We start from the raw sequence: 12,077 nt of genomic DNA, 5'->3' as shown, positions 1-12,077 counted from the left end.
AGCCGGGACGCGCGGCCAGGCGATCACGGCAGGCGCGACTGCGGGGGCGGTTCCGGACAGGTACTGGCAGGCGATGTAGGCGATGGACCGGTGCGTGTCGGGATGGCTCCGCCCGCCCAGGGACACGAGCGCGGCGGTGCGCGCTCCCGTCTCCTCTCCGGTCTCACGGACCGTGGCCTCCTGTGGTGTTTCACCCGTCTCGATGATTCCGGCGGGAAACTGCCAGGTCACTCTGCCTTCCGGAATTCGGCGCCGGACCAGCAGTACGCGTCCTTGACAGGGGATCACGGCGGCAGCAACGACTGGACGGAGTGCGGGCAGGAACTGGGCGGTCTCGTATCTGCCTGGCGGATTGCTCATGATGTCCTCGATCGAAGGCGGTGGTTCGAGGATGTCGACTGGGCACCCCAGCGGTTCGGCCATCTTGATGAGACGACCTGGGGTGGTTCCAGCCCGGCTCTGCGGCCTCCTCGGGCAGCAGTCGGCGCGCCAGCCTTCGCTTTCGGGCGCGATGGCCGCGCCCGCCGGGAAGCAGTTGCCGCAGACGACGCACCGTCCCGCGTGATCGGCGCAAACCGAGTCGGGACGGGACTTCAGCAGGGGCGTTCGCAACGGGTCAGTGCCGTCTGGGAGGTTGCTGAGGCAGTGCGCACAGCTCGATGGCATCAGGCCCGTCACCTCGCACACGGCCAGAGCGCTGACCGTGCTCATCGCATCACCGAGTTGCGGCTGCGCTTCGCGTCGGCGGCCGGTCGGGCAGGTTTCCCGGCCATGGCCAGCTCGCGGTCGATGTCGGTGACCGTGACGCGGGTCAGTCGGCGCAGGAGCTGCGATGCCAGTACCCACGGAGTCAGCTCACGCATGGTGTAGGGAAGGGGAAGGTCCGACCCATCGGGGCCGACCAGCGGCGGAAGCGGCTCCAAGACGTTGTCCACCGGCGTGTAGACCTGGCCGAGAACGCCGTGCAGCCGCGGGACCTTGGAGCGCAGCAGCACGTAACCGTGTTCGATCAGGTGACTGCACATCTCGATCCCCGCAAGGGCGTGGTCCAGACACACGGGCGGCTGACCCGTTGTGATGCCCTCGGGATCGCCGTCGTTGCCGGCCTTCTCCAGGAAGAGGTAGCCCTCTTCGGTTCGAGAGGGCTGTCCGCCGCACACTTGGCACCGGAGGGAGGCCATCATCTCCCGCTGGCGGGAGGGGTGCATGGAGGCGAAGATCGGTTTGCCCGCCGGCCGCTTGGTGTCCGGTGAGCGGGACTGGGACGTGCGGGCCCACAGCACACCGCGGTCATCCCGGTCCCGGGGCATTTCCCACCGGTAGCAGAGGCCGATCGGTACGCCGGTCCGGTTGTAGCGGATGCCGAGCATCGATTCCGGCACCGATTCTTCGCCCTTGCGCAGCGTGATGTAAGGCACTGCCCATTCCGGCCCGCTCACGTCGTCAGCGCCTGTGCGGCGGCCAGGGGCGTCAGCGGGCGGTGCGGCGTGGCGGTCACGGGATCGCCGTCCACGAGATGGTCGTCGCGCTCTGTGTCGGGCTGGGCCGGAGCGGGGCTCATCAGATGTGTTCCTTGAGCGTGGTGGCGGAGCGGTGGGCCGTGGTGCTTCGGATGGCGGGGATCATGCCGGCCGCCAGGCAGGTGCGGATGGCGATCCCGATCGGGGATGCGACCAGTTGCGAGGTGCCGATGGCCAGGTCGAACGTGGTGTGCCCGAGGAGCATGGGGGTCAGGCGGCGGTGCGTCCGGTAGAGGGTGACCCGGCGCCAGGCGTACGGGAACATGCCGATGGCGGGGAGCCCGAGGTAGGCGTGGGCCCAGGCTTCGAGGGTGCAGGAGACCAGGTAGATCGACCAGACCGGCCGGCCGGCCCGCGTGAGGAGCAGGCATACGGCGCCGAGCATCACTGCGTCTTCGAGTGCTGCCGCCCCGAGTGTGGCGGAGACCAGTGGGAGGGGGCGGGTGAGGCCGAGCAGGTCTTGCTGGCTGACCCGCATGACGGGCACGACCTCGTGCAGCGGTTTCAGTGCCAGCGTCAGAAGGCCGGTCGCGGCGATCCCCACGGCGCAGGCGAGCATCGTCTCGACGGCGATGGTCCACTGCGTGCGCCGATCGGTGGGGGTCCCGGATCCGGGCGGCCGGACCCCGGGCCACGCGCCGTGGTGCCGGCAGACCTCGACGGTCAGCCACACCACGGTCACGGCATCGCACAGTTGGCTCAGGGTCGGTGACGGGAGCACGCCGCCGGCGGGTACCGCCGCTGCGAGGGACGCACCCCCGACGGTGACAGCGGCCCCCCGGACCGCCATACGCCGCAGCAGGTGTCCGGTCCGGCGCGGCGTGCGGCCGATGACCAGATACCCAAGCCACAGGAGCGCGCTGACGGATAATGCGAGATGTCCCGCGTCCAGGATCTGCGTGGTGAGGGGCTCGGGCCAGCGCAGACCGCACAGAGACCCGAAGTCGACCGTGGCGGTGAAGAGGCTCGACCAGCCGGCTATGAGCACCAGGACGGCAAGGACGGCGCACACCCGGGCGGCCGAGTACGGGGAAGCAGCTCGGACGGCTACCTGACCAGGGCCGGCGTCATGGCGGTCGGCGAGCGGCGCGAGGACTGAATGCTGCGACAACCCGGTCTTCCTTTGCGGTTTCGGTGATGTGCTGGGCGGGGTGCCGGTCCCCGCTGCGGGGCGAGGACCGGCGGAGACAACAGGGACTGACGGAAAATCAGATCCCGACGCGCTTCAGCCAGGTGTCCGGAGCGTGGATCTCCTGGTCCGTCGGGACGAGCGCGGGGTCGCTCCAGACCAAGTTCCACGCCCCGAGGTCCCCGACTCCGCTCACCGTGTCCTGCACGAACCTCAGCCAGGGCTCGGGAGTGAGCAGGGCGGGCTGATCCCGTTGGAACGCTGCCCGGCGCTGGTCTCGTGGCGGCGGCACGGGGGCCGGTTCGCCGCTGCGCCAGGCGGTCCACCGGCCCCCGACCCGAGCGCGGGCGTAGACGAGCCACTGTCGGGCGGCGCTGTGGATCGAGATGCGCCGCATCTCCTCCTCCGGCCAGTGACCCAGCAGGTGATGACTGGCATGGAGCTCGGCCCAGGCGGCGTGGCCCTCCATCAGGGCGGGTGCCGCCCGGTCGGAGAAGAGGCGGGGCCGCACTGACGATGGTGGCGGGACGACGACGCCGCGGCTGGCCCGGATCTGCGCGTGATGCACCGCCTCGTGGATCACCGTCCGCTCAAGCCCCCAGCGGGTCCGGTCGAGTCCGGCATGGCGCACCGCGTCTGCGGTGATGATGGTTTCGGGCTCACCGTCGGGGTGGGTGATGGTCATGGGCGGGAGCAGCGGCCAGGCCCACCGGGTCGTCACTCGCCAGTGCACGCGCATGAGTTCGGCCCGCTGCTGCTCCTCGGCGGTGGCCGGGGAATCCGCGAGAGCCCGTGCGACGCCCCGGCCAACGAAGCCGCGGACCTCGGCCCGCCAGCGTGCCGGTTTGAGAATCCTGACCGTGCACTGGCGAAGGGGCAGGCCGGTGATGGCCTCGATGACCGGCACCGCGTCGGATAGCACGCAGGCGATGCGCTCAGCCAGCTCCGGGCTGCTGCGGGTCTCGTCCCGCACATCGGCGCTCACGCCATCGGCCCAAAGTCGGCGAGGGGCCTGGCCTCGGCGACGGTGATCCGTATCGCGACCGGTCCCGTCGGCAGCGGAACCACGGCTCTCCCCTTCGAACCGGGAACGACCGTGCTCCGACTCCGATCGACATCGAAAGGTACATGTGTCGGCGGGAACTGCTGGGGCGGTAAAAGACGTGACACCGGATCGGATCTTTCTCTTGATTCACAGGAGGATGGACGGGGCTGGCCGGCGGACCCGATGACGGGGTCGGACCAGCGCCGCAGCGCGTAAGTGGTGGCCGGGTCGTCTCCGGCCGAAACGCTGCGGAGTCAAAGTGATGGCGGTAGCCGGAGGACGCCCGCCTCGGCGGTAGGCACTCTTGCGGGAGGGGGTGAAGCCGCACGTCAAGCGGTCCGGCTGAAAGTGTGTCTATGGCCGTGCAGAGTGAGCCCTATCTCCGCGTACTGCTCTCGCAGTTCGCGCTGCCGGGCGGTAAAGGTCTGGTGGGAGAGCCAGTAGCGCTCGGGAGGCGGGCCCCAGGTGGCGTTGTAGACCTGGTGGGTCAGGCACCCCGGCTCGTAGGGAAGGGCGTGGTCGGGGGTGTGGTGGATGATGCGGACGCCGGATCGGCCGGTGATTCCCCGTAGTTCGGTGACCTGTGCCATGAGGGCGTAGACCGCTTCTGCTACCGGGCCGGGGACCGGCAGGGAGGCTGCGAGATCCTGGCCGCTGGTCAGGCCCGCGGAGGCGTTGATCGCCAGTACGCGCCCGGCCTCCACCAGCAGCGGTCTGGCATCGGTGGCCAGATCGAGGCGGTCGATGGTGGTGATGCCGACCAGCGCGGACCAGCGGTGCAGGTGCACCAGGGCCGCGGCGGTCAGCGTGGGCCAGGCGCTGTCGGCCTTCCACAGGGTCAGACATTCCTGAGCGGTGCCCGCGAGGCGTTCCACAGAGGGCAGTTGGTTCATGCTGCACCCTCGTGCCGGAAGGTGGCAGCTTCCAGGGCCCGCAGGATGGGCGGAGGGGCGAACCAGGCCAGGTCTGTTCTGGTCAGCAGGTCGCTGGTAGGGATGCCCTCGGGTATGACCAGGCGCGGGATGCCGTCTGCGCTGATCCGCACCCGGGGCACCTGGCTGGCGGGCGAAATGGGTGGAGCCGCAGACAAGTGGACCTGCATGCCGCAGGCGGTGCCGCATTCCCCTAAGGCTTGTGCAGCGGGGTGGCGGGCGGGGTCGGGGCCGGTCAGGACGAGGTGGTGAATCCCGCTGTCCGCCGCGGCGCGTACGGTGCTCAGCCAGTCGACGCCGCGCATGTGCCCGATGCCGAGGGCGAGTTCGAGGACCGGCGGGGAGTGCACCGGGGAGGGGGGCTGGCTGGTCACGCTGTTCACGGCGGTGGTCTCCAGGATGGACGAGGGTAGATCGGGCGCCTGCCGGGTTCGGCAGCGACGGGGTCAGGCCGGCACCGGGAGGGGCGCCGGTCGCGGGTCGGGTGCCGGCGAAGCGCTGCGACCACTGGCGGCGAGGCGGATCGAGGGCGATCTCTCCCAGCCGGTGGAGCTGGAAGTCACCGGGCCAGCCGCCGGGCAGGGGCGCCATGCCCCGCGAGCCATGTGCTCGATCGGGCTCTCGGTGAGGCTGCGGGGCGACGGATCTGGTGTCGTGACGGTCTCGCGGGCGCGATCTTGACTGTGGAGCGACCGGTCGACCATTCCATAAGCGGATCACCCCGTGCCGAATGTGCACCAGACGGAGGTTCCGTCTCCGCTGACGCCCCAGTCGTCAGCGAGCTGCTGCACAATGAACATGCCGCGTCCGCCTTCCTCGTCCAGGCTCACTTCGCGGACAAGGGGCTGTGCTCGCGAGCCGTCGGTAACCTCAACGAGCAGGACGTTCGACCTGATCGAAAGACAGCACGTGATGTCCCGCCCGGCCCCGTATTTGAGAGTGTTTGTGGCGAGTTCGCTAAGCACCAATTCGACGTCGTCGACAAGAGCGTGAAGGCCCCAGCTACGGAGCCGCGAAACACCGAAGCGGCGAAACGCCTGAACGCCTACTCCAGAGTCGTCGCCGCTCGTGGCCAACCGGACCGTCAGGGCTTCGCGGCTTCCCCCGTTCCCGGGGGCAGGCCGGGTTTCAACGGTCTGAACGGTTGGACCGTGAGCCGCCGACGGGGCGGAACACGGGCTGCCCACCATGGCACCGGTGGTTCTCCTTGTGGTCATCTTTGCCCCTCAGACGTCGGCCTTGGCACCACGATCCCGCCGATGAAGGGCTTGGGTCACGGGCGGCAGTGTCCGGGAAAGGCGGACAGCAAGCAGATGCTTCAACCTGCGAAGACATCACATCCTGCTGCCGATACCGGGCGCCGATTCGCCCCAGAAAGCGGGCACCTCAGACATGGAGATCCATGACCCCGGGTAGCTTTGACACGCCATCACGCACCGCGCAGACCGGGAAACCGCCATGAACCAGCGCACCAAGCCCGGCAGCAAGTCCGAACGTGACGCGCTGCGACACGAGATGCTGACCGCCGGCTTCACAACCGTCGAGATCGCGGGAGAGATGCGCGCGCGCTTCGGCTTCCGCTTGCGCGAGGCATTGCGACACGCTCACGGCTGGTCAACCCAGCAAACCGCCGACCACATGAATGAGACCGCCGCACAGGGTCCGAGGGTGTTGAGTGCGGATGCCAGCCTCGTCGGGAAATGGGAGAAGTGGCCAACACCCGGCGGCCGGCGGCCGAGCGACACCGTGCTGGCGGTCATGGCAGCGACATACGGATGTGCGGTGGCAGATCTCTTGGACGTCACAGACGTCAAGGCGATGCCGAATGGAAGGCAAGCCCTGCACTCGGTGCCTTCAGCAGTACCCGAGAACGACCGCCGTCTCAAACGAGGGACGAAGGCTTCAGCAACCCCGATCCTCGTCGAGGATGCGCCGACCGGGACCACTGCTGTGCGCAAGGCTGCGGAGGAATCGGCCACATGGGCCGCATGGGCCGAGCCGACGAACGTCGGCGACATGGCGCTCGAGCAGATCCACACCGACGTGCAACGCCTGTCCGCGGAATATCTCGGGGGCGACGCGGTCAGCGTCTTCGTCCGCACCCGCGAGTTGCGCGACAAGGTGTTCCGCCTCTTGGAGGGCCACCAAAGCCCCCGACAGTCCGTCGAGCTGTACGTGGCTGCCGGCTATCTCTGCGCTCTGCTGGCGTGGATGAGCAGCGATCTGGGCCACTTGGCCGACGCGGATACTCACGGACGCACCGCCTGGCTTTGCGGAGAGAAGGCCGGCCACCTGGATCTGCTGGCCTGGACGGCCTCCACCCGATGCAAGATCGCATTCTGGGACGGGCGGCTGCGCGACGCCATCCAGCACGCCCGCCGCGGGGTCGCTTACGCCGCCCAGGGGACCGTGACCGCGCTACTGGCGGCACAGGAAGCAGACGCCTGGTCCCGGTTGGGCGCCGCTGATGAGACGCAGAACGCGCTGCGACGGGCGCAAGCCGCCCGTGACGTCACTACGGGTGGAGACGAGGTCGGCGGCTTGTTCGCGTGCAGCATCGGCCGGCAAGAGCAATACCATTCCGGTGCGCATCTTCGGATCGGGATGTACAAGTCCGCATTGGACGAGGCCGACAGCGCGCTGGCACACCTCCAGGCGCAGGAGGTGCGGGCTTACGGAACCGAGTCGCAGACTTCAATCTCCCGCGCCATGGCTCACGTCGGCCTGGGCCAGCCAGAGGCCGTCTCCGAAGTCCTCGCGCCGGTCATCGCCCTGCGACCGGAGCGACGCTTGGACACGGTGGTTGGCCGTATGCGCGACTTGACTTCGATGATCGCCGGCGCGCCTGGAGGAAGGGGAGGCGCCGCGGTGAGGCTGCGCGCCGAACTCATGGAGTGGTGTCAGGACTCGGCGCCGGCGCGCCTTGCTCTCAACCCCGGAGGTCGAGTCCCCTGACTGCTGGTCGCGTGCTACGTCCTGCCTCCCGGACGGGTGGCGTATACCTGCGATGCGAGGAGTGCCCGCGTGAGTGACAAAAACACGTCCGAAGAGATGCGTGACCACTGGTGGTGGCGTCCGGGCTGGCGTGAAGGGCGCAGTTTCTACACCTGGCACCTGACGTTCGAAGACCAGCCGGACGTGCACCGTTTCGCCGCCCAGTACCGCCGGGTATTGGGCGGCCTTCCCGGGCTGGACCTCATCCCGGACCGCTGGCTGCACCTGACCATGCAGGGCATCGGCTTCGTCGGCGAAGTGGACGAGGCCACCGTCAATGCCGTGGTCGCCGCAGCCCGACCAAGGCTCGCAGCCCTGCATGCCCCCGCCGTGACACTCCACGCGCCGGTCGTCGACCCTGAGGCGCTGCTGGTCCCCGTTCAGCCAGCCGAACCGATCGTAGGGTTGCGCACGGCAATTCGGGAGGCGATCGGCGATGTCCTGGACGAAGTGCCAGAGACGGCTGAAGGATTCGTGCCGCACGTTTCGTTGGCCTACAGCAACGCCGTAGGCCCTGCCGCCCCGTTCGTTGGGGCCATCGCCGATGCCCGGGTCGATCCGGCCAAGGTGCTGATCACGCACGCCGATCTGATTCGCATCAACCGCGACCACCGGATGTACGAGTGGACGCAGGTGGCCGAGGTTTCTTTGGGATGAATGCCGGCTTTTGATCCCGGCCGATGTGCCGGAGCTGCGAGGGTGCAGAGGTAGACCTCCGCCTCAAGCACAGAGGTCGTGCCGCTTGCCCTCGTCGCCAACTCGGCTGGCGTCCAGTGGCTGACGTTCCAGCCCAAGCAGCTTCAGGAGGTCGGCCGTCACAACGCGGTACGCGTTCCCCAGTCGGAGAACCCTGACCGGGTAGCGCCCCTGCCTGGCGAGCGCGTAACCGGTGGACCGCCCGATCATGATGGCTCGGTTGGCAGTGTCGAGGTCGATGACCGCCGGTAGGCCGAGTATTTCTTCGCCCGTCAGCCCGCGCACCTCATGGGACGAGTTGAGTGCCTTCACGATGACCTCCTGGTGCTTACTGGTGCTCTGTGCACGGAGAAGGTGTACCACAGAGTTGCGGATGCACTTTTCTCGATCGTAAAGTGCATCCATGACCTCAGACCATTGGCCAACGATCTTTACCGCACGCGCGGTCCAGGCGATGCGCGAGGCGCGGCAAGCCGTCGGCCTCACCATGGCGGACGTGGCTCAGGGCTGCGCTGACCGCGGGCACCCCGAAATCAAAGAACAGACCATCAAGAACCTGGAGACCGGACGCCGGGCCAGCATGACGATCGCCGACTTCGTCGTCCTGGCCGACGTCCTCGGCGTCCCCCCGGTCAGCCTCCTCTTCCCTCTCGGCACCGATGCCACTGTCGAGGTCCTGCCGGGCCGGGAAGTCTCCACCTGGGATGCCCTCGCCTGGTTCACCGGCGAAACCCCTACCGACCAGCCAGCCCCCCAGGGCACCGCCCGCGACCTGCTCGACCTCTTCCGCAGCCACGGCGACCTCGTCACCGCCGCCACGGCCTCTAACGCCCTGGCCAAGGAGCGTCGGCGCGAAGCCAGCACCACCCTGGACCGCGACCGCAGAGCCGCCCTCTTGGACCGCGCAGCCGGCTATGAGGAGCACGCCTTCGAAGACTGCGCGGATCTGCGTGCCTTCCGTACCCGGATGCGCGAGCGGGATCTCGTACCTCCGACCCTCCCTGACGACCTCGCATTCGTCGACCAGCCCGAAACCCCGTCCCGCCCAGAGGACCGCCCGCAGTGAACGGAACCACGACCCGGCGGTGCTCCTACCTCGACCACCGGATCGGGGAAAACAGTGGCACGACTTGCACGAAGTTCGCTGGCAAACGCCACGATGCCTACGCCGTGCGCCACGAAGCGCTGACCGGCAGGACGGCACCCGCTGCGAGTAACACCGCTCGGGCTTCACTACTGCCCCAAAGGCAACCGAGGAACTGAACAAGGGAGCCGTCGATGATAGCCAGAAGCCCAGGGGCTTCCGTGACCGGATGCGCGCGCGAGATCCAATACCACCCGCTCCGCCCAGCACCCGCCTTCGTGGATCAGTCCGAAAACTACTCCGAACCCGACGAGTGAACAGCCAACTGCCAGGGCCGGATCACCCGCTCGATGCGGCCGATGCCGGCCAGCGCGCGCCACCGCTGGTCAGCATCACTACGCCCATCCGGTTGAGAAGCAAGGAAGGCACGTGAAGGAACCCATACGCAAGATCACCCACAAGGACGGGAGCACCCGCTACCGCCTGGTCGTGGACATCGGCGTTGACGCCAAAGGCAAGCGCAAGCAGCTCACCCGCACCCTCAAGACCAAGAAAGAGGCGGTCGACGAACTCTCGCGCATCCGGCACGAGCTCAGCATCGGCAGCTTTGTGGTACCCACCAAGATGACGCTGAACGACCTGCTGGACATCTGGCTGAAGAGCGCAACACGCGATGTCGAGGAGGGAACCGCCTCCAACTATGAAAGCGCCATGGTGCCGGTACGCGCCCACAGCGGCGACAAGGAACTCCAAAGCCTCACCGAGGAGGACATCGAATCCCTGGTCGACTGGATGCTGACCAGCGGCCGTCGCCGCGGAGGACAGCCCGGCACCGGCCTCGGCGTCAGGTCCGTACGACTCTCCCTGGGCCGCCTCCGAGCCGCCATGAACCTTGGAGTCCGCCGCGGGCTGATGGTCCGCAATGTCGCTCAGCACGTGACCATCTCCCGCGACGCCAAGAACAAGGCAGCGGCGAACAAAGCAGCCAACCGACCCTGGGACGAAAGTGAAGTCAAGACCTTCCTGGAGTCGATAAAGGCACACCGCCTTCACGCGGCGATGATGCTGGCACTCATCGCCGAGCGCCCCGCCGAGGTCTGCGGCACGCGCTGGGCCGAAGACGTCGATCTCGACGGAGCCGGCACCATCGCCATACAGAACACCCGCACCATCGTCTACGACCGCCGGCAGGAGAAGGGATCGCGCAACAAGGTCGTCGAGAAGGACACCAAGACCGACGCCGGGAAGCGCACCCTGCCCCTGCCGGCCCCCGCCCACAAGGCGCTCAAGGGCTTCCGAGCGATCCAGGCGAAAGAGAAACTCACCGCCGGAACCGCGTACACCGACAGCGGATACGTTCTCGTGGACGAGCTGGGAAACCCGTTCAAAACGGACAAGCTGCGGCGCGAGGCGTACAAACTCATGAAGGCCGCCGGCGTCCGAAAAGTCCGCCTCTACGACGCCCGCCACGCCACCCTCTCCTGGATGGCCAACAACGGCGTCCCCGACACGGTCGTCTCCGCCTGGGCCGGGCACTCCGACCTCAGCTTCACCAAGCGGGTCTACGTGCACCCCGATCCACAGAGTCTGAAGGCGGGGTCGGAGAAGCTGGGAGACCTGCTCGGCTGACCATGATCATTACCGATGTGAGAAGTTGTGAGAGGCAGGCCCGGAAAACGATCAAGGGCCCCGCTCCACTTTCGTGAAGCAAGGCCCTGACCTGCGACTTGGAGCTAGCTCCCAGTCGGGACGACAGGATTTGAACCTGCGACCCCTTGACCCCCAGTCAAGTGCGCTACCAAGCTGCGCCACGTCCCGGTGCTTGGTCGGTCCGGAGTGGTAGGTCCGGGTGACCGTGCATGAGAAGAATAGCGCACCTCGGGGGGTGGTTGCTCGCGGCGCGGGGGCGGGGCGGTTTGGTCGGTCGGTGGGGCCGCGGGGTGGGGTGGGTAGGGGCTCGGGCTCAGGAGGAATGAGTAGGCGTACTCATGCGGGGGCGGCCCGGGGCGGGGATCGTGGGGGGATGGCAAAGGTGATTCAGCAGACGACGGCGGCTTACGCGGCGCAGGCGGCGATCTCGTTCGCGATAGCGCTTGGCTCGATGGTGGTGGGGGTGGCGTATCTGCCCGTGGGCGGGTGGGTGCGGGCGTTTTTGGGGGTGGGGCTGCTGTACGTGGTGACCGCGACCTTCACCTTGGCGAAGGTGGTGCGGGACCGGCAGGAGGTGGGGCAGATGGTCAGCCGGGTGGACCAGGCCCGGCTCGACAAGCTGCTCACGGAGCATGATCCGTTCAAGGTGGAGGGGGTTTAGGTCGGGGCACGCCGATACGGCGGGTGACTGAACGAATACCGATGCCGTCATTCCCGGCGGCACCCACACCCAGGGCCCGGTCGCTGACGCGACACGGGCCCATGCGGGGTTCCGGGGCCTCTTCGGTACGGGGTCCGGCCACGGGCCCGGGGGTCTGGGACAGGGTCGGCAAACTCGGGGGTCCGGGGGCAGGCCTGCGGTCGGGGCCCGGAGCCGGCTGCGGGAGTATCCCCGGGGCCCGGGGATCTGGGGAGCAGAGTCGGAGGTCAAGGGGGCAGGCCCTGGGGCCCGGGGGTTCGGGGTTCCGGCGGTCCGGGGGCCGTCGTGCCGGGGGCGCGGGTCCAGGGGCGGGCCCGGCGCCGACGC

The 12,077-nt window shown here is 68.2% G+C and carries 13 protein-coding genes, 1 tRNA gene and 1 pseudogene; 5 read left to right on the top strand and 10 right to left on the bottom strand.

Annotated elements, in window-relative coordinates; genetic code table 11:
• Nucleotides 1-108: 108 nt before the first annotated feature.
• From OG519_RS28420 to OG519_RS28385, 8 genes and pseudogenes are all read right to left on the bottom strand, one after another.
• Nucleotides 109-360, bottom strand: a pseudogene (locus tag OG519_RS28420) (NUDIX hydrolase); the annotation flags it as partial.
• A gap of 347 nt (nt 361-707) precedes the next feature.
• A complete protein-coding gene (locus OG519_RS28415) occupies nt 708-1,418 on the bottom strand; it encodes a hypothetical protein (RefSeq protein ID WP_405589695.1) in 711 nt (236 codons plus the stop codon).
• A gap of 17 nt (nt 1,419-1,435) precedes the next feature.
• Nucleotides 1,436-1,561 carry a hypothetical protein gene (locus OG519_RS28410; RefSeq protein ID WP_405589692.1) on the bottom strand — a complete coding sequence of 42 codons (126 nt, stop codon included), beginning with the start codon at nt 1,559-1,561 and terminating at the stop codon, nt 1,436-1,438.
• Entirely contained in the window at nt 1,561-2,631 is a 1,071-nt protein-coding gene (locus OG519_RS28405) for a hypothetical protein (RefSeq protein ID WP_405589689.1), read from the bottom strand. The genes OG519_RS28410 and OG519_RS28405 overlap by 1 nt, the downstream gene beginning before the upstream one ends.
• Nucleotides 2,632-2,728: 97 nt before the next feature.
• A complete protein-coding gene (locus tag OG519_RS28400) occupies nt 2,729-3,634 on the bottom strand; it encodes a hypothetical protein (RefSeq protein ID WP_405589686.1) in 906 nt (301 codons plus the stop codon).
• Between the two features lie 389 nt (nt 3,635-4,023).
• Nucleotides 4,024-4,587 carry a hypothetical protein gene (locus OG519_RS28395; RefSeq protein ID WP_405589684.1) on the bottom strand — a complete coding sequence of 188 codons (564 nt, stop codon included), beginning with the start codon at nt 4,585-4,587 and terminating at the stop codon, nt 4,024-4,026.
• Nucleotides 4,584-5,009, bottom strand: a complete 426-nt coding sequence (locus OG519_RS28390) for a hypothetical protein (RefSeq protein WP_405589682.1) — start codon at nt 5,007-5,009, stop codon at nt 4,584-4,586. Before OG519_RS28390 ends, OG519_RS28395 begins: the two co-directional genes overlap by 4 nt.
• 333 nt (nt 5,010-5,342) lie before the next feature.
• Nucleotides 5,343-5,816, bottom strand: coding sequence for an ATP-binding protein (locus tag OG519_RS28385; protein ID WP_405593085.1), 474 nt, complete (start codon nt 5,814-5,816; stop codon nt 5,343-5,345).
• A gap of 268 nt (nt 5,817-6,084) precedes the next feature.
• Between OG519_RS28385 and OG519_RS28380 the strand changes: the two genes are divergently transcribed.
• Both OG519_RS28380 and OG519_RS28375 read left to right on the top strand, forming a co-directional pair.
• Complete coding sequence (locus tag OG519_RS28380; protein WP_405589679.1) at nt 6,085-7,581, top strand: XRE family transcriptional regulator; 1,497 nt, start codon at nt 6,085-6,087, stop codon at nt 7,579-7,581.
• Between the two features lie 69 nt (nt 7,582-7,650).
• A complete protein-coding gene (locus OG519_RS28375; protein WP_405589676.1) occupies nt 7,651-8,277 on the top strand; it encodes a 2'-5' RNA ligase family protein in 627 nt (208 codons plus the stop codon).
• Between the two features lie 63 nt (nt 8,278-8,340).
• Here OG519_RS28375 and OG519_RS28370 read toward each other — a convergent pair whose 3' ends face one another.
• Nucleotides 8,341-8,628: a hypothetical protein gene (locus OG519_RS28370; protein WP_405589674.1), complete on the bottom strand. Its 288-nt coding sequence runs from the start codon at nt 8,626-8,628 to the stop codon at nt 8,341-8,343.
• A gap of 91 nt (nt 8,629-8,719) precedes the next feature.
• Between OG519_RS28370 and OG519_RS28365 the strand changes: the two genes are divergently transcribed.
• On the top strand, nt 8,720-9,382 hold the full coding sequence (locus OG519_RS28365) for a helix-turn-helix domain-containing protein (protein ID WP_405589671.1): 663 nt from the start codon (nt 8,720-8,722) through the stop codon (nt 9,380-9,382).
• Between the two features lie 447 nt (nt 9,383-9,829).
• Complete coding sequence (gene xerC, locus OG519_RS28360) at nt 9,830-11,029, top strand: tyrosine recombinase XerC (RefSeq protein WP_405589668.1); 1,200 nt, start codon at nt 9,830-9,832, stop codon at nt 11,027-11,029.
• 115 nt (nt 11,030-11,144) lie between these two features.
• Here the strand turns inward: xerC and OG519_RS28355 are convergent.
• Nucleotides 11,145-11,218 (bottom strand) — tRNA-Pro (locus OG519_RS28355).
• A gap of 205 nt (nt 11,219-11,423) precedes the next feature.
• On the opposite strand from OG519_RS28355, the gene OG519_RS28350 reads away from it, so the two are divergent.
• Complete coding sequence (locus OG519_RS28350; protein ID WP_405589666.1) at nt 11,424-11,711, top strand: YiaA/YiaB family inner membrane protein; 288 nt, start codon at nt 11,424-11,426, stop codon at nt 11,709-11,711.
• Nucleotides 11,712-12,077: the final 366 nt, after the last annotated feature.

The organism is Streptomyces sp. NBC_01190, assembly GCF_045039895.1.
Classification (GTDB): domain Bacteria; phylum Actinomycetota; class Actinomycetes; order Streptomycetales; family Streptomycetaceae; genus Actinacidiphila.
This window is presented reverse-complemented; position numbering and strand designations above follow the sequence as displayed.

Excerpts from the sequence above, each read along its gene's own strand:
- OG519_RS28365 (WP_405589671.1), top strand. The coding sequence starts at position 8,720 with ATGACCTCAGACCATTGGCCAACGATCTTTACCGCACGCGCGGTCCAG.
- OG519_RS28350 (WP_405589666.1), top strand. The coding sequence starts at position 11,424 with ATGGCAAAGGTGATTCAGCAGACGACGGCGGCTTACGCGGCGCAGGCG.
- OG519_RS28395 (WP_405589684.1), bottom strand. The coding sequence starts at position 4,587 with ATGAACCAACTGCCCTCTGTGGAACGCCTCGCGGGCACCGCTCAGGAA.
- OG519_RS28380 (WP_405589679.1), top strand. The coding sequence starts at position 6,085 with ATGAACCAGCGCACCAAGCCCGGCAGCAAGTCCGAACGTGACGCGCTG.
- OG519_RS28385 (WP_405593085.1), bottom strand. The coding sequence starts at position 5,816 with ATGGTGGGCAGCCCGTGTTCCGCCCCGTCGGCGGCTCACGGTCCAACC.
- OG519_RS28410 (WP_405589692.1), bottom strand. The coding sequence starts at position 1,561 with ATGAGCCCCGCTCCGGCCCAGCCCGACACAGAGCGCGACGACCATCTC.